This window comes from Pseudomonas sp. P867, assembly GCF_019891455.1.
Taxonomy (GTDB): domain Bacteria; phylum Pseudomonadota; class Gammaproteobacteria; order Pseudomonadales; family Pseudomonadaceae; genus Aquipseudomonas; species Aquipseudomonas synxantha_A.
The window spans coordinates 73,026-90,224 of sequence record NZ_JAFLXB010000003.1 but is presented as its reverse complement, the minus strand read 5'-3'; the positions used below and the strand labels follow the sequence as shown (position 1 = coordinate 90,224).

Genomic DNA, 17,199 nt, shown 5'->3' with positions numbered 1-17,199 from the left:
TAAAAGTGACCATTGGATATTCTTGAGTCATGTTTATGACTGTAGGGCCCTCTTTTGGCTCTAGGCGGCCCTCGGCAAAGCTGCTACTCTCGGCGCGCTTTGTGACGTCTCGGCCTGCTTGAAAGCGCCAGATTCACCTAAAAACATACACCAATAATAATCGCATCAAATGCGATGATGAATTCGCGTCGCTGAGGAGTGGGCTTCCATGAATGAAGACTTTTGGAAGGATAAGTACCCCGCCGGGATTGCTGCACAGATCAATCCAGACGAGTATCCGAATATTCAGGCGGTACTGAAGCAGTCCTGCCAGCGCTTCGCCAACAAACCGGCTTTCAGCAACCTGGGCAAGACCATCACCTACGGTGAACTCTACGAATTGTCCGGGGCATTTGCCGCGTATCTGCAACAGCATACCGACTTGAAGCCTGGCGATCGAATCGCCGTGCAACTGCCCAACGTCCTGCAATACCCGGTCGCCGTGTTCGGCGCCATTCGTGCCGGCCTGATCGTGGTCAACACCAACCCGCTGTACACCGCGCGGGAAATGGAACATCAATTCAATGATTCCGGGGCCAAGGCCCTGGTTTGCCTGGCCAACATGGCGCACCTGGCTGAAAAAGTCGTGCCCAAGACCGCCGTCAAGCATGTGATCGTCACTGAAGTCGCCGACCTGCTGTCGCCGTTCAAGCGCCTGCTGATCAACAGCGTGATCAAGTACGTGAAGAAGATGGTCCCGGCCTATCACTTGCCCCAGGCCATCACGTTCAATAACGTGCTTGCCAAGGGCCATGGCCAGCCGGTGAATGATGTCAGCCCGGCCAGCAGCGATGTGGCGGTGTTGCAATATACCGGCGGTACCACCGGTGTGGCCAAGGGCGCGATGCTGACCCACCGCAACCTCGTCGCCAACATGCTGCAATGCAAGGCGCTGATGGGGTCCAACCTCAACGAAGGCTGCGAGATCCTGATCACACCGCTGCCGCTGTACCACATCTATGCCTTCACCTTTCACTGCATGGCGATGATGCTGATCGGCAACCACAACATCCTGATCAGCAACCCGCGTGACCTGCCGGCGATGGTCAAGGAACTGTCGAAGTGGAAGTTCAGCGGGTTCGTCGGCTTGAATACCCTGTTCGTGGCGCTGTGCAACAACGAAGCCTTCCGCAAACTCGATTTCTCCGCGCTCAAAGTCACCCTGTCGGGCGGCATGGCCCTGCAATTGGCGGCCGCCGAGCGTTGGAAGGCCGTGACCGGCTGTGGTATCTGCGAAGGCTACGGCATGACCGAAACCAGCCCGGTGGCCACGGTGAACCCGATCCAGCATATCCAGATCGGCACCATTGGCATTCCGGTACCGTCCACAGTGTGTAAAGTCATCGCCGACGACGGTACCGAGTTGGCGCTGGGTGAAACCGGCGAGCTGTGCGTCAAGGGCCCGCAAGTCATGAAGGGCTACTGGCAGCGCGAAGACGCCACCGCCGAGATGCTCGACAGCGAAGGTTGGCTGAAAACCGGTGACATCGCGATCATCCAGCCAGACGGCTATATGCGCATTGTCGACCGCAAGAAAGACATGATTCTGGTCTCCGGCTTCAACGTCTACCCCAACGAACTGGAAGACGTACTGGCAGGCCTGCCGGGCGTGTTGCAGTGCGCAGCCATCGGTGTGCCGGACGAGAAGTCCGGAGAGCACATCAAGATCTTCATCGTGGTCAAGCCAGGCGCCACCCTCACCAAGGACCAGGTGATGGAGCACATGCGCGCCAACGTCACCGGCTACAAGGTGCCCAAGGCTGTTGAGTTCCGTGATGCGTTGCCTACAACTAACGTCGGCAAGATTCTGCGGCGTGAATTGCGTGATGAAGAACTGAAAAAGCTGGGTGTGAAGAAATAGCCCGGTAAAGCGTGAATTGAAAAGTACCCCTCGCTGAGGGGTATTTTTTTGCCTCTGGCGCGGCGTAATGCCCGGCTTGTCACTCCACGGGCTTGTGTGATATCGACTAATAACGACGCACGCTCGCTAAATACGCGACGCTTGCAAGTTGACGGCTGATCGAGGAGTGATGATGGACTTAGGGATTAGAGGTAAATGGGCTGTCGTCTGCGCTGCCAGTAAAGGGTTGGGTTATAGCTGTGCCCAGGCGCTTGCGGACGAGGGGGTAAACATCGTGATTAACGCACGGGGGGCGCCTGACTTAGAGGCTGCCGCACAGCGTTTGAAACTCAGAAACCCTGAGGGAGAAGTCATCACGGTGGTAGGTGATATTACTGACCCTTCGATTCGCCAGGCATTGATCGATGCTGCCCCGCAAGTTGATATATTGATCAATAATGCCGGGGGGCCCAAGCCTGGGAGCTTTCGTGAATGGACCGATCAAGAGTGGCGTGCAGCAATTGATACCAATATGTTGGCACCTATCGAACTCATCAAGTCAGTGATCGATTCCATGGCAGGTCGAGGCTTCGGCCGGATAATCAATATAACTTCCGGCGCGGTTAAAGCGCCCCTGGATGCATTGGGGCTTTCAACCTCAGTCCGATGTGGGCTTACCGGTTTTGTGGCGGGCTTGGCGCGTCAGAAAGACTTCGCGTCGAGAAACACCACGATCAATAATATTCTCCCCGGTGCGTTCAAAACCGAGCGATTGGAAAATACCTTTCAAGTGGCGGCAGAGCGTTCAGGAAAAACAGTGAACGCTATGGCTGAAAGTCGACTGGCAACCATTCCGGCGGGGCGCTTTGGTGACCCGGCTGAGTTCGCTGCATTGTGCGCTTTTTTATGCAGTTATCAGGCTGCCTATGTGACCGGTCAGAACATCCTTATCGATGGCGGCGCCTACCCGGGTATCTTCTAATGGATAGCCAAAGATGTCGTTGTGCCATATGAAATAGTAGAGTTTTTAAAATTTAAACCGCCAGCGATGGCGGTTTTTTTATGGGTTTTGCTTTTTCTTGTGTGCCGTAACGGACTGAAGTAAAACGAAAAAATTCAATGAGTCATAGATTGGATCCAATCTTATTCCATTTTGTTATTTGAAACGCGTTAAACCCTAGGATAGGTTTTTAGTGGTTGTAACAAGATATTTCTGTCGCGTCGGTGAGCGTAATGCCCGCTCGCCGATCACATTGGATCTACTGTCTTAGGGAGCAATGCATGTCGACCCAAAAACGCTTGAAAGTCTTTCCTACCTCATCGATCGGCACTATCGCCACCATCCCGTCCTCAAAACCTGAAACACAACGGGCAATTATTGCCGCCAGCCTCGCCTCGGGAACTTCTTATATTTACAACGACCTTCGTTGCCTTGAAACCGAAACAATGAAAAAGGCATGTCGTAGTATTGGTGCAATTATTGAGGAGCAACCAGGCAGATTAGTGGTAACTGGCACAGGCGGCTTGATCAAGCCCGAAAAGAAGGTGATCGACGCTCTAGGCTCCGGGTTGGTATTTCGAGTGTTTGCTGCGTTGACGTGCTTTACAACGACGCCGGCGGTTATTACCGGTGATGAAGTTCTGCGGGGGCGTGTCATGGAGCCTTTGTTTGTCGCCCTGGAAGGGCTGGGGGCCCATATTTCATGCATCAACCACAGTGGCAAGGCCCCGATTGTGAACTGGGGGGGTTATAAAGGGGGAGAGTGTACGATTGAGGGCAATATCAGCTCGCAATTCATCACTGCGATTCTGTTCTGCGCCCCCCTCGCCAAACAACCTACGGTGGTGAATATCCGCGGTGAAATTCTGTCGCTTTCGTATATCAAGCAGACTTTGGAAACCCTCAGCACCGCGGGGATCAGCTATGAGGTGAACGCTGACTATTCACAAATTACGGTGTATCCCGGCCACTATCGCAGCGCGAACTATACGATCGTCGGTGACTACACCTCATCGTCCTATTTGATCGCGGCCGGCATCATCTTTCCGGGCGAGTTGACGCTCAAGAACATGAACAGCAAGAGTTTGCAGGGCGAGCGTGCGATTCTCAAAGTGGCCGAGGCGCTGGGCGTCAATGTTGAGTTCAATGACGCTGCCAATGAAGTACGCATTGTTAATAAGTTGGCTGAGTTAAAAGGCAAGTATCATTTCGATGCGAGTGATTACCCCAATATTGTGCCGACACTGGCGGCGATCGGTGCTTATGTGCAGGGTGAGTTCAAAGTGACCGGCGGCTCCATTACGCGCTTGCACAAGTCGCCACGTATTGAGGCGATGGTGACCGAGCTGGTGAAAATGGGTGTGGACATACAGCCGTTGTTTAAAAACGGCGTCTACGATGGCTTCGTTATTCGTGGTGAACCGAGTTACGCCGGTGATGCAGTGTTGTCAGCCTGGGGTGACCATCGAATTTTCATGTCATTGTTTGTGGCTTCCTTGCGGTGCCAACAGCTTAATGAGTTGGATGGTTATCAGGACGTTCATTGTTCCTTTCCGGATTTCTTCCAGGAGTTTGAACGTCTGGGCGTGTCGTTTGAAGAAAGCTCGACAGCTGCCAAGCATGTTGAAGTCTGACTTTTTATCTTTGAATTAAAGGGAGGGTGGCCTGGGTCACCCTCTATATAACGGATTATAGATCATGAACTTTCGAGAAAAGCTTGAGCGGGATGGGTACGTCGTTATTCCAGGAGTACTCTGCAGCGAGCAGGTGGAAAAGTTGCGTAAAACGTATGTCCATAGTTTGGCAGAGACCGAGCAGAGCACGCTGTTGCCAACGGCGTTTCTGCAATTTAGTGATATGGTCAATGCACTGCTCCATCCTGGTGCTATTCAGGCGATAAAGGATATTTTTCAGTCGGATTTTTCGCTGTTACCGAATTTTACGGTGCGCGAGAGCGTTTATATACCATGGCACAATGATGCGTACTTTCTTCCCGACGAAGTGATTTCGCCTAGCGCATTTCCCGAATTCTTACAGTGTGCTTATTATCTTCAAGATAATGATCCTGTGTCGGGCGGCGGCATCACCTTACTGCCGGGGTCGCACAAGCTCAGTAAAGATGAAGTCAAGATCAGGCTCGCCGAGCCGGTAAAATTCGAGCGCACGATCATGAGTAAGGCCGGCGATCTGGTTATTTGGGATAATCGAGTAACTCATCGCAGCAGTGCGCCGGATCAGACGCCTGTGGAAACAAAGCTGGCCATTCAATGGACTGTTTCTGCTTCGACCAAACATAACGCATCCTACATTACCTACCTGCGTGCCCGGGCTGAGCGCAGTCTGCATGTTTCGGACTATTTGCCCAACAGCCCCAAGCCATATTTTGCCGATATGCCCAATGTGCGCTACCCCTCTTCTTTTTCACAAGATGCCGTGTTGAAGATGAAGGGCGAGAACATCACATTTATCGAGATCTGAACAGGGGATCTGCAATGGAATTGCAAAGTACTGGCGAAACCGGTGCACATTACATTCTTCGCCAACTTCAGTCTTTGGGGGTTACGCACTTCTTCATGGTGCCTGGCAAGTTGATCAATGCGTTTATGCGTTGTTATCCCAGTGATGGCTCTACAACGCTTGACATTGAACCGGTGGTTACAGCGTGTGAAACAGGCGCGTCCTATATGGCCGAAGGCTATGCGCGTGCCAGTGAAACATTCGGGGTGTGCCTGGTGATAGGCGGGCCGGGTGTTACCAACGCGCTGACCGGGATCGCTTCCGCTTACACGGACCACCAGTCGGTCTTGCTCTTGTCGGGCCAGATTGCGTCATCGCTGGAAATGCAAAACGTGCTGCAGGACGGGAGCCAAACCGGCGTGAATCTGTGTGATGTATTCAAACCCATCACCCGCAGTGCCCTCGAGGTCAAGGCAGGGCAACCCTTGTCGGCGTTTTTGCGCGAATCGGTGCGGTTGTTGAAAGGCATGGAAAAAGGCCCGACCTACTTGGCCGTCAGCAAGGAAGCACTGTACGAGAAATCCACGAGCCGCGCCGATATCGCTGCCAACGTACTGGAGTCGTGGAGCAACCAAGCGCTTGCCGTTGAAAAGATCAAAAGCGCGGCGATCAAGGCCGTGTTCAAGCGCTCGACAAATCTCGTCATTCTCGCGGGGCTACGTTGCAAAAACTCCAAGGTTGGCGCTGCGCTCCTGGCATTCTCCGAGCGCTTTTCGATTCCGGTCGCGACCACCTTGAGCGCTAAAGGGCTGTTCCCGGAGGACCATCCCAACGCCTTGGGCGTTTACGGTTATTCGGGAAACAAGCGCGCTATCGAGGCGTTCAAGGGCGGTGTGGACGGTGTGATTCTCCTTGGGCTTGATACCACTCAATGGAGCACCATGCTCTGGTCCCATGAGCTAAGGCCTCAATTTGGCGCGATCCAGGTGGATGAGAACCCAGATTATCTGGGACGGTATCTTGATATTGATCACGGTGTGGTGGCGACGGGGGAGGGTTTCCTGAGGCTGGTCAGCGAGGTTCACGCACAAGAGCTGGAGGCCAGCCAGGAGAGTCGCTCCAGATGGTCGAATGATCTTCAACGGGTGCCGCTGCATTACCCGGTCGATGCCAAAGCTACGGGCAATCTTGCCGACCATCCCGCCGCCTATATCCCGGTGCTGCAAGCGTTTTTCCCCAGTGATGGCGTGGTGTGTGTCGATTCGGGCTCCCATCGATCCTTCTTCGGCCACTACTGGACCGCGCGGGGGGCGGCGGCCTATTTATCGGCAACCACATTAGGCCCGATGGGCTGGAGTATCCCGGCAGGCATCGGTGCAAGTTTCGCCCGCCCCGATGGCAAAACCATGGTGATTACCGGTGATGGCTGCATGCTGATGCAGGGCCTTGAGCTATCGACCGCCGCGAAACATGGGTTGAATATCGTCTTCGTCGTTTTCAATAACCGGTCCTATTCGGCAAGTTACTTCAATAACAAAGACAACTTAGCCGCGCTGACGCAAATTCCCGATTACAACTGGTGCCTGTTTGCCCAGAGCCTGGGCGTGAGCGCGACGTGCGTGGACTCCCCACAGGCCTTGCAAGATTGTATTGAAAGCATCATGAGCACCGCCGCACCTCATCTGATTGAAGTCAAATGCGACGGGCGACATACCACGCCCAATAGCGAATACGGCACACGCTTGAAAGACCATCCATTACTGTAAGGAGCCTGTCGTGAATTCTAGAATGGTGATCACCAACTCCTGCCTGATCCTGGTATTGGGGTTGTTTTCCATTGACTTGTACAACCCCGCCTTGCCGGAGATTGCACGGGTATTTTCAGTAACTGACGCGCAGTCCCAAAACCTGGTGGTCTTCTATCTGGCAGGCTTTGCACTGTCCCAGTTGGTGTATGGGCCGATCTCCGATAGAAAAGGGCGGGTACCGGTGATTATGGTCTCCCTTGCCCTCGGCGCCTTGGGCAATTACCTGACGTCGACGGCGGACAGTATTCAGGCGCTCTATCTGTTTCGTTTGTTAACAGGTATCGGTGCTGGCGGTTGCCCCGTGATAAGCCGGGCAATATTGAGCGATACGTTCAAAGATAAAACCGAGTTGTCCAAATCGCTGACGGTGTTCTCCATGGCGTCCCAGGTCTCGCCTGCGCTTGCGCCGGTGCTGGGTGGTTTTATTACTGCTGCACTTCCTTGGCAATATAATTTCTACGCACTGACCCTGATCACGCTGCTCGGCGCCGTATTTATCAAGGCCACACTGGTTGAAACAGCTCCGCTGCAGGGCGTGCCTTCCAAACGGCTTGAGGGTTTCAAAGTACTGCTGCGCGACTTCAACTTCATGGTTTACAGCCTGGTCTCTGCGGTACTGTTTGCGATCACCATCGGCTACTTCACCGCGAGCCCATTCATCTATCAATTGCAATTCCATCTGCAGAGCCAGGAAAACGGCCTGCTGTTCGTTGGCTACTCTGCGGGTATCGTCTTGGGTTCTTACCTGACCAAGCGGTTTTTGAATCGTTACTCGCCTGAGCGCATCCTGATGACGTCCCTGGTGGCGCTGACGGTGTTGGCGGCGCTCGCTCCGCTGGTTCTCCAGGCATTCAAGCTGGTCACGGCCCCGGCGTTGGTGGCGTATGGCTTTTTGGTCGCTCTCGGCTGTGGCCTGTCCTCACCCTTGTTGTTGGGGATCAGTCTGCATGGCCAGGCAAAACATGCCGGTACCGGGAGTGCGCTGCAAGGCGCGATCAAGATGGCGGGCGCGGCACTGGCGCTGTTCTTTTTCTCTGAGGGGCACACCAGCACCGCCATGGGGCTGATGATGGGGATACTGGTCATGTCGCTGTTTTGCCTGTTTGCCATCGCCCTGGCTCAGCGTATTGCCGGTCGGTCAGTGGCAACCGCCTGAAAGTGCGCGAGAGCCTGACTGCTGGCACAGCAGTCACGCTCTCGCCGGTTATGGGCGATGGTTACAGAGTGAACTGGGCAAAGCTCACGCCGGCACCCGCCGGGCGTACATCCTTGAGGAACGAGTCCTTGTCGGCGCTAAGTTCCAGGGTTATCTCCGGCTTGCGCTTGCCCGCATTGCGTACCACCAACCCTTCCAGCTTTTCGCGCAGAAACACAGTCGGCACCTTCAGGTGCAACAACTGGTCCGTCTCGGCGTTATGCATCAGCAGATGGATCCACTCGTACTGGCCCACGGCAATCCGCGCAACGGGCAGGTCGAACCACCAGATGTTGCGCTTGTGGTCCAGGTCGGTGAAATGGCAGTTGTTGACGCCGAGTACGGCACCGCCCAGTTCCTGGTTTCTGCGGGCGATAGCCTGTGCTTTATTGAGTTTCATAACCTTCCTACGGGATCTGTTATTCAGCGTTGCAGCCTGAATGTGCCGGGCATTCTCGTGGGTTGGCCGCAAAACATAAAGCCAAACCTGCGGCAGGCGATAAAATGCCTCGCGAAAATAATTGAAACTCTGCCGAAGCGCCCTGGGTCAACCTCTACGTAATGACCAAAACCCTCGATTGTTCCAGGAGAAATACCATGAGCAGCACATCGGATAAGGCAAAAGGTTTGGCGAACGAAGCGGTCGGCAACATCAAGCAGGGTGTCGGCAAAGTCACAGACAACGACAAGCTGCGTGCTGAAGGCGTGATCCAAGAGAAAAAAGGTGAAGCGCAGCAAGCAGTCGGGAAAACCAAGGACGCGGTGAAAAAAGCCACCGAATAAGGCGTTCTCCTGGGTTTGCCCAGCAGTATGGCGGCCATCCACGGATGGCCGTTTTTGTGTGAACTGTTGCAACTAAATTTTGGAAATTGTTTCAAAGTCGCCAAATGGGCTACTTTGATGTAGAAAACGGCCCCTGAGTCGCCCACGAACTCAACCTCTTTGCGGCGAAAGGAGACGCTATGATTTTTCCGGTACTCGATGGTCTCAAGCTGCACAAGGTGCTGATACGCACCGTCAAGGAATTCGTCGATGACGAGATGCCTACCTACGCTTCGGCACTGGCTTACCAGATGCTGTTCTCCTTGTTTCCCTTCCTGCTGTTCCTGATTGCCCTGATCGGTTTCCTGCATCTGCCGGACTTCTTCACCTGGCTGCGCCTGCAGTCGGAGCTGGTGTTGCCGCCCCAGGCGCTGGAGCAGGTCAACCCGGTCATCGACCAGTTGCAACAGTCCAAGGGCGGCCTGCTTTCGGTTGGTATCGTCATCGCGCTGTGGACCGCCTCTGCGGGCGTACGCCTGATGATGAGTGCGATGAACGCGGCCTATGACGTCGTCGAAGGCCGGCCGATCTGGAAGCGCTTCCCCCTGTCGATTTTCTACACCGTCGGCATTGCCGGCATGTTGCTGGCCGCCGCTGCGCTGATGGTGCTTGGCCCGCAGGTCATGGAGTGGCTGGCCGGGCAGATCGGCATGCAGGAGTTCGTCGTCACCCTGTGGACCATCCTGCGCTGGCCATTGATCGTGATCCTGCTGATGTTCGCCGTGGCACTCATGTATTACGTGATGCCGGACGTCGAGCAGAAATTCCGCTTCATTACCCCAGGCTCGGTGTTGGCCGTGGTGGTGTGGATCGTGGCTTCCCTGGGCTTTGGTTATTACGTCAAGACCTTCGCCGACTACAACGCCATGTATGGCAGCATCGGCGCGATCATTGTCCTGCTCCTGTACTTCTATATTTCCTCCGCCGTGTTACTGCTGGGTGCGGAGATGAATGCGGTGATCGAACACATGTCGGCCGAAGGCAAGGACCCAGGTGAAAAGGAGTTTGACGAACCCGGTCACACCGATGAAAAACAGCACGTCTCGGGCCTAGGCCGGGACCACTCCAAGCCCACTCCTGAAGAAGTGCCGCGATGATCCGTGAAATCCTGAAAATGGGCGACGAACGCCTGCTGCGTATCGCCCCACCGGTACCGCCGGAAATGTTCGACAGCCCCGAGTTGTGGCAACTGATCGACGACATGTTCCAGACCATGGAACACGTGGGCGGTGTTGGCCTGGCTGCACCGCAGATTGGTGTCGACCTGCAACTGGTGATTTTTGGTTTCGAGGCCAGCGAACGCTACCCGGAGGCGCCGCCTGTACCGCAGACCATCCTGATCAACCCGCTTATCACGCCCCTGAGCCCGGTGCTGGAAGAGGGCTTCGAAGGCTGCCTGTCGGTGCCGGGTTTGCGCGGCGCCGTGAACCGTTATCAACAGATCCGCTACGAAGGTTTCGACCCCAAGGGCGAGCCGATTGTGCGTTTTGCTGACGGCTTTCATGCACGGGTGGTGCAGCATGAGTGCGACCACTTGATCGGTCGGCTGTACCCGTCGCGGATCACTGATTTCAGCAAGTTCGGGTTTATCGAAGTGATGTTTCCGGAATTGGATCCGACAGCTGACGAATAAACACCAGGCTACCTGAGGTCCCAATGTGGGAGGGGGCTTGCTCCCGATAGCGGTGGACCGGTCGACATTTCAGCGACGGACACTCCGCCATCGGGAGCAAGTCCCCTCCCACATTTTTATCCGGCATCATTCAGGTGATTGAGAACCCCATCGCAATCATCGGCTTGTTCCGTTTGTAGCGCACCAACCGCTCGCTGAGGGACTGCGGCAGCAGCGTGTCCTGACTGAACCCCATACGCTGATACAACCCCTCCAGATCCGGATGGCACAGCAGCCACACCGTACCCTCCACTGCGGCTACCGCCTGCTCAATCAAGCGTGCCGCCAACCCCTGGCCGCGATAGGCCGGATCGACAAACACAGCCGTCAGCCACTGCCCACCCACCACCGGGCTCAAGCACAACCCAGCCACGATCTCGCCGTCGCGAGCTACCCACAAACGGCCGCCCTTGAGGGCCTTCATCGAAGAGTTGTGGCTGCGGTAAAACTTGTTCAACAGTGGCCACAGAGGCTCTGCCAGCGGTTCGATGTGCAGTTCGGGCATGGTCTTTGGGCCAGCGGGGTCAGGGCTGGGGATTATAAGCGCCTTCTGCCGGGCAATAGGTGGTATACCCAGTGCTACATCCCCTTAAGTTGAGCATGCATCATGGCCAAAGGTATGGATTCAAAGAAAGCCGCGAAGAAAAAACCGGCAAAGACCGCCGATGAAAAGCGTGCGGACAAGAAAGCCAAGAAGTCCGAGACTGGCCTGTTCGGTCACTGAGTTACAAGCTTAGAACCAAAGGATCTGCAAGATTGGCGCGTCTCGCGGCACAGAGTAGGAAACACCTGCTCTGAGCTGCCGATGGCCAACTACCTTGACCTGAGCCACCGCCGGGAAATTCAAGCCCTGGCTGCAAGTTTTACTGCGAAGACCGAATGGCCGACCTGGCTGCTGTTGCTCGGCGTGTATGCCGGCTGGTTCGGTGTGTTGCTTGCCAGCCACTGGCTGGGCCTGTGGTGCAGCACCTTGTTGCTGATCCCGTTGGTGACCCTCTGGCTGTCGCTGCAACACGAGTTGCTACACGGCCATCCCACCCGTTTGCCGTTGGTGAACAAACTGCTCGGTTACGCGCCGTTTGCCGTTTGGTACCCCTATACCCTGTATCGCGACAGCCACCTGTTGCATCATCACGACGAAGACCTGACCCTGCCCGGCATCGACCCGGAAAGCCGCTACCTTAACCAACAGCAGTGGGACGCCAGCTCGCGCTTGCAACGCAGCGTGCATTGGCTGACCAAGACCGTATTCGGTCGCTTGCTGCTGGCGGCACCCCTGGCCATCAGCCGGTTGGTGCACGATCAATGGCAACGCCTGCCAGAGGTTTGGCCGATGTGGCTGGCCCACGGCGCCGTGACCCTGTTGATGCTGGGTTTTATCGCCCATTACAGTGCCTTGCCGGTGTGGCATTACCTGCTGCTGGTGAGCGTGCCGGCCTTGTCGCTGGCGTCGATCCGTTCCTACTATGAACATCGCCCGCATCCGCGGCCGGAACAGCGCACGGTGCTCAACGAAGCGTCCTGGCCCTGGCGCTGGCTGTTCCTCAACAACAACCTGCACCTGGTGCACCACGACCTGCCGAAACTTCCCTGGTTCTTGCTGCCGAGGGTGTATCGCGCCCGCCGCGAGCAGTGGCTGACGCGCAGCGGTGGGTTCCTGGTACAAGGCTACGGCCAGTTGATCGGCCGCCATGGCCTCAAGGCTATCGACAGCCCTCGGCACCCCTTTGCCTGAGAGATGCCCATGAGTGAGCACTATGCCGAGTTGCGCATGTATGTCGCCCCGGAGCCCATCGAGCAAGCCAATCAACAGTGGCTTGCGCGCATCCTTGAGCGCTTGGGCCTGCATCGGCGTAACGCCGACCACCTCGACTTGCCCGGCCTGTGGCTGGCGCCAGAATTGCTCGTCACCCAAACCTGCGGCTACCCGCTGATGACCCAACTGCGTGGCCAGGTTCGCGTCGTCGGTCGCCCCCGCTACGAGCTGCCCCATAGCAGCAATGGCGAACACTGCAGCCTGTTGCTGAGCCGCGTTGACAACCCACGTACTATCCTGGCGCAGTTCTACAACAGCCGCGGGGTGATCAACGGCCACGACTCCAACAGTGGCATGAACCTACTGCGCCACTGCCTGGCACCGTTGCAGCGCGACGGGCGTTTCTTCGCCAGCGTCGCCGTCAGCGGTGCCCACCGTGAGAGCCTGCGCTGGCTGCGTGAAGATCGCGCGGACCTCGCTGCCATCGACAGCGTGACCTACGACTACCTGGCGCGTTTCGTGCCCGAAGAGGTCGCGGGTTTGCGCATGGTTACCCGCAGCGCGCCGAGCCCGACCTTGCCCTATATCGGCCCGCCGGGCTTGAGCGATGTGCAGCTGAAGCAGGTCCGCGAAGCGATGAACCTGGCGTTGCAAGACCTGCCGCAGGTGGTGCAAACCCTTGGTGTGCAAGCCGTGCTCCCCGCTAGCGAAGACGACTATCAGGTGCTGTTGGATTACCAACGGCAAGCCGCCAGCCTTGGCTATACGGATATTCAATAAAGCTATATAAAAATGCATTTTAAATATTATTAAAGAATAAGAGGCCTTGCTAGGATCGCTCTACCGGAACACCGGACATAACGCGCACCCTACTCGACAGGAGCCACTATGTCCGGCGCCGACACCTCTCACCCCGCCTACGTGGGCGCACTGTTCCGCAGCCATTACGCCTGGTTGTGCAGCCGCTTGTATCGTCAACTCGATTCCCGTGCACACGCCGAAGACATCGCCGCCGACACCTTTGTCCAGCTCCTGAGCGCACTCGACGTCGCCCCGATCCGTCAGCCTCGCGCCTTGCTCACCACCATTGCCCAGCGCCTGATGTATCAGCTGTGGCGGCGACGTGACCTGGAGCGCGCCTATCTCGACGCCCTGGATAACGATGAAGCCTTTAGCGTGCCGTCCCCCGAAAACCTGGCCCAGACGTGCGAGGCGCTGCAGGCCGTCGACCAGTGGCTCGACGGCCTGCCGGCCAAGGTCAGGGCGACGTTCCTGTTGTCCCGACTCAATGGCCTGACGTACCCCGCGATCGCGGCCGAACTAGGAGTTTCCCAGCGCTCGGTCAGTGATTACATGGCCCGCGCCCTTAACGGCCGCCTGCGGTTGTGCCTGGAATGAACACCACGCCTGACTCACTGCGCACGGCCAATCCGCTCACGATCACGAACATGAGGCAACCCATGAAAAAACTGAAAAAACTACTAGGGGGTTCGCTGCTGGCGCTCACCGTCCTGGCCCAGCCTGCGCTCGCCGCCGAACCTCCCACCCTGCGCATCGGCTACCAGAAAAGCTCGGTGAGTATGGTGCTCGCCCGTGAGCACAAGCTCTTCGAAGCTGCGCTGCCCGGCACCCAGGTGCAATGGACCGAATTCCTCGGCGGCCCGCCGCTGATCGAGGCACTCAACGCCGGCAGCCTGGACATCGGCAATATCGGCGACATCCCGCCGATCTTTGCCCAGGCGGCCGGCATCGACTTGCAGTACTTTGCCGTCGAGCCCAACGACGGCAAGACCGAAGCGGTGCTGGTGCCCAAGGCCAGCACCGTGCAGAACGTCGCGGAGCTCAAGGGCAAGCGCGTGGCGTTGCTCAAGGGCTCCAGTGCACACAACCTGTTCCTCAAGAGCCTGCTGCGCGCCGGTTTGCAATGGAAGGACGTGAACGTGGTGTACCTGTCGCCTTCTGACGGCCGTGCGGCCTTCGAACAAGGCAAGGTCGATGCCTGGGTAGTCTGGGACCCGTACTACTCGGCCGCCGTAGTCGACGGCTCTGCTCGCGTGCTGGGTGATGGCCAGGGCCTTAACCCTGCCGGCAGTTTTTTTGTGGTCAACGGCCCGTTCGCCCAGCAACATCCCCAGGCCATCGCCACCATTATCCAGACCCTCGGCAAGGCGCAGCGACTATCACTCGACCAACCCGATGAAAGCATCGCATTGATGGCCGGCACCCTTGGCCTGCCACCGGCGGTGGTCAAAAGCTACTTCGAGCATCGCTCGCCCGCGCCGATCCGTCCGTTGCAGGCGATCGACGTCGCCAATCAGCAGCGCACGGCGGACCTGTTTTTTGCCAACGGCCTGATCCCTAGAAAGGTTGACGTGCAGCAGATTGTCTTCAAGCCCGAATAAGCCCCTCTCGTCGATTGAGCGCATTTCAGAACATGGGGTGCGCGCCGCCAGCGCCCGGTTGGCAATGCTGGCTGATTAGTGGCCTTGCATAGCGCCAACCCCTGTCTATGCTCACCCAGGACCGTTAATGATGCTTGGCCTATAAAGCGTTTTGAATGGTTATTTCCCCGTGAAGGTTTACCAACACAAGAATGGAATGCGCCGTTCAGGCGCCGGGACTCAAGGGTGATCTGACCATGTTCAACCGCCATCACAAATCCGACCTGCAAGAAATCCAGCGTTTTTCCTGTGCCCTCACCGAAGCCAATGCCAAGCTCGCAGCCATCAGCCGTTCCATGGCGATGATCGAGTTTGATCGCACAGGCGTGATCCTCGAAGCCAACGAAAATTTCTGCAAGAGCATGGGTTACAGCGTCGATGAGATCCGCGGTAAACATCACCGCATTTTCTGCGATGAGGCCTATACCCACACCGACGAATACAGCAAGTTGTGGCGTGACCTGGCGCGGGGCGAGGCGCTCAGTGGCACCTTCATGCGTTTGAACAAGCGCGGTGAAGAGGTATGGCTTGAAGCCAGCTACATGCCGGTGCTGGACAGCGACAACCAGGTACGCAGTGTGATCAAAGTGGCGTCGGATATTTCTGCACGGGTGCACCATGAACACGAAAACCAGAGCCTGATCGACGCCATTGGCCGTTCCATGGCGGTAATCGAGTTCACGCCCCAGGGCCAGATCCTGAATGCCAACGACAATTTCCTGCGCACCGTGCAGTACTCACGGGAGGAAATCATCGGCCAGCACCACAGCATGTTCTGTCATCGCAGTGAAGTGGAGTCGCCGGCCTACAAGGCATTCTGGGCCTCCCTCAATCGCGGCGAATACCACTCCCATCGCTTCGAGCGTAAAAACAAATACGGCAAGACCTTGTTTCTGGAGGCGTCCTACAACCCGATCTTCGATACCAATGGGCGCCTGTACAAAGTGGTGAAATTTGCCAGCGACATCACCGACCAGGTCACCACCCTGCGCACCGCCGCTGATTCGGCCCACGCCACCTCCGTACAAAACGACGCCTGCGCCCGCAAGGGCTCGCAGGTGGTGCAGCAAACGGTACAGATCATCGAGGCCATCTCCAGCGACTTGAACCAGGCTGCCCACAGCATCGATGCGGTCAACAAACAGTCCGACATCATCGGCGCCATCGTGCAGACCATCCGCAGCATTGCCGAACAAACCAATATGCTGGCGCTCAACGCCGCGATTGAAGCGGCGCGAGCCGGTGAGCATGGACGTGGGTTCGCGGTGGTGGCCGATGAAGTGCGCTGCCTCGCGGCCCGCACCAGCCAGGCGACGGTGGAGATAGTGGATGTGGTGCGCAAGAACCACGACCTGTCATTGAGTGCGGTGACGAGCATGCAGTCGAGCTTGAGCCGCACGGGGCTTGGGGTGGAACTGGCCAACGAAGCGGGGCAGGTGATTCTTGAAATTCAGGAAGGCTCGCGGCATGTGGTGGATGCAATCAGTCAGTTCAATTCGACGCTGCAACTGCAATAGTCGAAAACTCTGCTGATCCCATGTCAAAGGAGATCCAAATGTGGGAGGGGGCTTGCCCCTGATGGCATTGGGTCAGTCACTGCATTGGGTGACTGACCCAATGCCATCAGGGGCAAGCCCTTTCCCACATTGGTCTACTGTGCAGCTTAGATAGCAGCCAGGGTCTCTTTCACCGTCTGCGCCTGTGGGTCAACCGTCTTTGCTGCTACCTGCTGCTGTTGCTGCTGCTGAAGCCGCTCGGACACTTGCTTGGCAAAGGCGTTTTGCTCTTCCACCGGCAGGGCGTTCAGTTCTTCCAACGTCAGGCCCCGTTCCTTGAGCAACTGGTCGCGGATGCGCTCGGCCGGGGTCTTGGTCATGTAATCGGTGAACTCACTGCGTGCTGAACCGGCGACGCTGGTCGCTGGCACATTGCTGTTCGACGCTGTGGCCTGCAACTGCACGCGAGTCTTGGCGAACGCCTCATCAATTCGATCGCCGGCCTTATCCAATGCCTTCTGCGCGACCGGTACCGTAACGTTCTGCTGCGCGGTCTGCAGGGCGCCGCTGTATAGCGCGCTGGCGGCGGCGTTGGCGGGGTCCATGTCGGGTCGCTTGATCTGTTGGACGGTCGACATGGCTTGGGTATTGTTGTTAACCAGCATGATCGGTC

17 protein-coding genes are annotated in these 17,199 nt (G+C 56.8%); 14 read left to right on the top strand and 3 right to left on the bottom strand.

The annotated features are described in order from the left end of the window. The first annotated feature begins 208 nt into the window (after positions 1–208). From fadD1 to J1G33_RS06820, 6 genes are all read left to right on the top strand, one after another. Positions 209–1,900 carry a long-chain-fatty-acid--CoA ligase FadD1 gene (fadD1, locus tag J1G33_RS06845; RefSeq protein ID WP_223017845.1) on the top strand — a complete coding sequence of 564 codons (1,692 nt, stop codon included), beginning with the start codon at positions 209–211 and terminating at the stop codon, positions 1,898–1,900. A 172-nt stretch (positions 1,901–2,072) separates the two neighbouring features. Further along, complete coding sequence (locus J1G33_RS06840; RefSeq protein WP_223017844.1) at positions 2,073–2,861, top strand: SDR family oxidoreductase; 789 nt, start codon at positions 2,073–2,075, stop codon at positions 2,859–2,861. 299 nt (positions 2,862–3,160) lie between these two features. Next, complete coding sequence (gene aroA / locus J1G33_RS06835) at positions 3,161–4,513, top strand: 3-phosphoshikimate 1-carboxyvinyltransferase (RefSeq protein WP_032879766.1); 1,353 nt, start codon at positions 3,161–3,163, stop codon at positions 4,511–4,513. Positions 4,514–4,577: 64 nt separating this feature from the next. After that, complete coding sequence (locus J1G33_RS06830) at positions 4,578–5,357, top strand: phytanoyl-CoA dioxygenase family protein (protein ID WP_148852596.1); 780 nt, start codon at positions 4,578–4,580, stop codon at positions 5,355–5,357. Between the two features lie 14 nt (positions 5,358–5,371). Continuing rightward, positions 5,372–7,102 (top strand): thiamine pyrophosphate-binding protein, encoded by a 1,731-nt coding sequence (locus J1G33_RS06825; protein ID WP_223017843.1) that lies wholly within the window; start codon positions 5,372–5,374, stop codon positions 7,100–7,102. Between the two features lie 10 nt (positions 7,103–7,112). After that, entirely contained in the window at positions 7,113–8,300 is a 1,188-nt protein-coding gene (locus J1G33_RS06820; RefSeq protein WP_005790744.1) for a multidrug effflux MFS transporter, read from the top strand. 61 nt (positions 8,301–8,361) lie between these two features. Here the strand turns inward: J1G33_RS06820 and J1G33_RS06815 are convergent, their stop codons facing one another. Beyond that, positions 8,362–8,739 (bottom strand): hypothetical protein, encoded by a 378-nt coding sequence (locus J1G33_RS06815; protein WP_005790741.1) that lies wholly within the window; start codon positions 8,737–8,739, stop codon positions 8,362–8,364. 197 nt (positions 8,740–8,936) lie between these two features. Here J1G33_RS06815 and J1G33_RS06810 point away from each other — a divergent pair, with 197 nt between their 5' ends. The 3 genes from J1G33_RS06810 to def all read left to right on the top strand — a co-directional run bounded on the left by J1G33_RS06810 (position 8,937) and on the right by def (position 10,794). After that, positions 8,937–9,122, top strand: coding sequence for a CsbD family protein (locus tag J1G33_RS06810; protein ID WP_032879770.1), 186 nt, complete (start codon positions 8,937–8,939; stop codon positions 9,120–9,122). Between the two features lie 179 nt (positions 9,123–9,301). Beyond that, on the top strand, positions 9,302–10,258 hold the full coding sequence (locus tag J1G33_RS06805; RefSeq protein ID WP_223017842.1) for a YihY/virulence factor BrkB family protein: 957 nt from the start codon (positions 9,302–9,304) through the stop codon (positions 10,256–10,258). Then, positions 10,255–10,794 (top strand): peptide deformylase, encoded by a 540-nt coding sequence (gene def / locus J1G33_RS06800; protein WP_005790734.1) that lies wholly within the window; start codon positions 10,255–10,257, stop codon positions 10,792–10,794. The genes J1G33_RS06805 and def overlap by 4 nt, the downstream gene beginning before the upstream one ends. A gap of 130 nt (positions 10,795–10,924) precedes the next feature. On the opposite strand, the gene J1G33_RS06795 is transcribed toward def, so the two are convergent. Further along, the gene (locus tag J1G33_RS06795; protein WP_223017841.1) at positions 10,925–11,338 is read right to left on the bottom strand and encodes a GNAT family N-acetyltransferase; all 414 of its coding nucleotides are present in this window, start codon (positions 11,336–11,338) and stop codon (positions 10,925–10,927) included. Between the two features lie 300 nt (positions 11,339–11,638). Here J1G33_RS06795 and J1G33_RS06790 point away from each other — a divergent pair, with 300 nt between their 5' ends. The 5 genes from J1G33_RS06790 (at position 11,639) to J1G33_RS06770 (ending at position 16,547) form a co-directional block, all read left to right on the top strand. Further along, complete coding sequence (locus J1G33_RS06790) at positions 11,639–12,568, top strand: fatty acid desaturase (protein WP_078822148.1); 930 nt, start codon at positions 11,639–11,641, stop codon at positions 12,566–12,568. Positions 12,569–12,577: 9 nt separating this feature from the next. Further along, positions 12,578–13,369, top strand: a complete 792-nt coding sequence (locus J1G33_RS06785) for a PhnD/SsuA/transferrin family substrate-binding protein (RefSeq protein ID WP_103734758.1) — start codon at positions 12,578–12,580, stop codon at positions 13,367–13,369. A 108-nt stretch (positions 13,370–13,477) separates the two neighbouring features. Continuing rightward, entirely contained in the window at positions 13,478–13,987 is a 510-nt protein-coding gene (locus J1G33_RS06780; protein WP_032879778.1) for a sigma-70 family RNA polymerase sigma factor, read from the top strand. Positions 13,988–14,049: 62 nt separating this feature from the next. Then, a complete protein-coding gene (locus tag J1G33_RS06775; RefSeq protein WP_216092006.1) occupies positions 14,050–14,991 on the top strand; it encodes an aliphatic sulfonate ABC transporter substrate-binding protein in 942 nt (313 codons plus the stop codon). Positions 14,992–15,227: 236 nt separating this feature from the next. Beyond that, complete coding sequence (locus tag J1G33_RS06770; RefSeq protein ID WP_223017840.1) at positions 15,228–16,547, top strand: PAS domain-containing methyl-accepting chemotaxis protein; 1,320 nt, start codon at positions 15,228–15,230, stop codon at positions 16,545–16,547. A gap of 146 nt (positions 16,548–16,693) precedes the next feature. Here the strand turns inward: J1G33_RS06770 and J1G33_RS06765 are convergent, their stop codons facing one another. Then, a complete protein-coding gene (locus J1G33_RS06765; RefSeq protein WP_148852589.1) occupies positions 16,694–17,191 on the bottom strand; it encodes a hypothetical protein in 498 nt (165 codons plus the stop codon). Positions 17,192–17,199: the final 8 nt, after the last annotated feature.

Excerpts from the sequence above, each read along its gene's own strand:
- fadD1 (WP_223017845.1), top strand. The coding sequence starts at position 209 with ATGAATGAAGACTTTTGGAAGGATAAGTACCCCGCCGGGATTGCTGCA.
- J1G33_RS06840 (WP_223017844.1), top strand. The coding sequence starts at position 2,073 with ATGGACTTAGGGATTAGAGGTAAATGGGCTGTCGTCTGCGCTGCCAGT.
- aroA (WP_032879766.1), top strand. The coding sequence starts at position 3,161 with ATGTCGACCCAAAAACGCTTGAAAGTCTTTCCTACCTCATCGATCGGC.
- J1G33_RS06830 (WP_148852596.1), top strand. The coding sequence starts at position 4,578 with ATGAACTTTCGAGAAAAGCTTGAGCGGGATGGGTACGTCGTTATTCCA.
- J1G33_RS06825 (WP_223017843.1), top strand. The coding sequence starts at position 5,372 with ATGGAATTGCAAAGTACTGGCGAAACCGGTGCACATTACATTCTTCGC.
- J1G33_RS06815 (WP_005790741.1), bottom strand. The coding sequence starts at position 8,739 with ATGAAACTCAATAAAGCACAGGCTATCGCCCGCAGAAACCAGGAACTG.
- J1G33_RS06810 (WP_032879770.1), top strand. The coding sequence starts at position 8,937 with ATGAGCAGCACATCGGATAAGGCAAAAGGTTTGGCGAACGAAGCGGTC.
- J1G33_RS06805 (WP_223017842.1), top strand. The coding sequence starts at position 9,302 with ATGATTTTTCCGGTACTCGATGGTCTCAAGCTGCACAAGGTGCTGATA.
- def (WP_005790734.1), top strand. The coding sequence starts at position 10,255 with ATGATCCGTGAAATCCTGAAAATGGGCGACGAACGCCTGCTGCGTATC.
- J1G33_RS06795 (WP_223017841.1), bottom strand. The coding sequence starts at position 11,338 with ATGCCCGAACTGCACATCGAACCGCTGGCAGAGCCTCTGTGGCCACTG.
- J1G33_RS06790 (WP_078822148.1), top strand. The coding sequence starts at position 11,639 with ATGGCCAACTACCTTGACCTGAGCCACCGCCGGGAAATTCAAGCCCTG.
- J1G33_RS06785 (WP_103734758.1), top strand. The coding sequence starts at position 12,578 with ATGAGTGAGCACTATGCCGAGTTGCGCATGTATGTCGCCCCGGAGCCC.
- J1G33_RS06780 (WP_032879778.1), top strand. The coding sequence starts at position 13,478 with ATGTCCGGCGCCGACACCTCTCACCCCGCCTACGTGGGCGCACTGTTC.
- J1G33_RS06775 (WP_216092006.1), top strand. The coding sequence starts at position 14,050 with ATGAAAAAACTGAAAAAACTACTAGGGGGTTCGCTGCTGGCGCTCACC.
- J1G33_RS06770 (WP_223017840.1), top strand. The coding sequence starts at position 15,228 with ATGTTCAACCGCCATCACAAATCCGACCTGCAAGAAATCCAGCGTTTT.
- J1G33_RS06765 (WP_148852589.1), bottom strand. The coding sequence starts at position 17,191 with ATGCTGGTTAACAACAATACCCAAGCCATGTCGACCGTCCAACAGATC.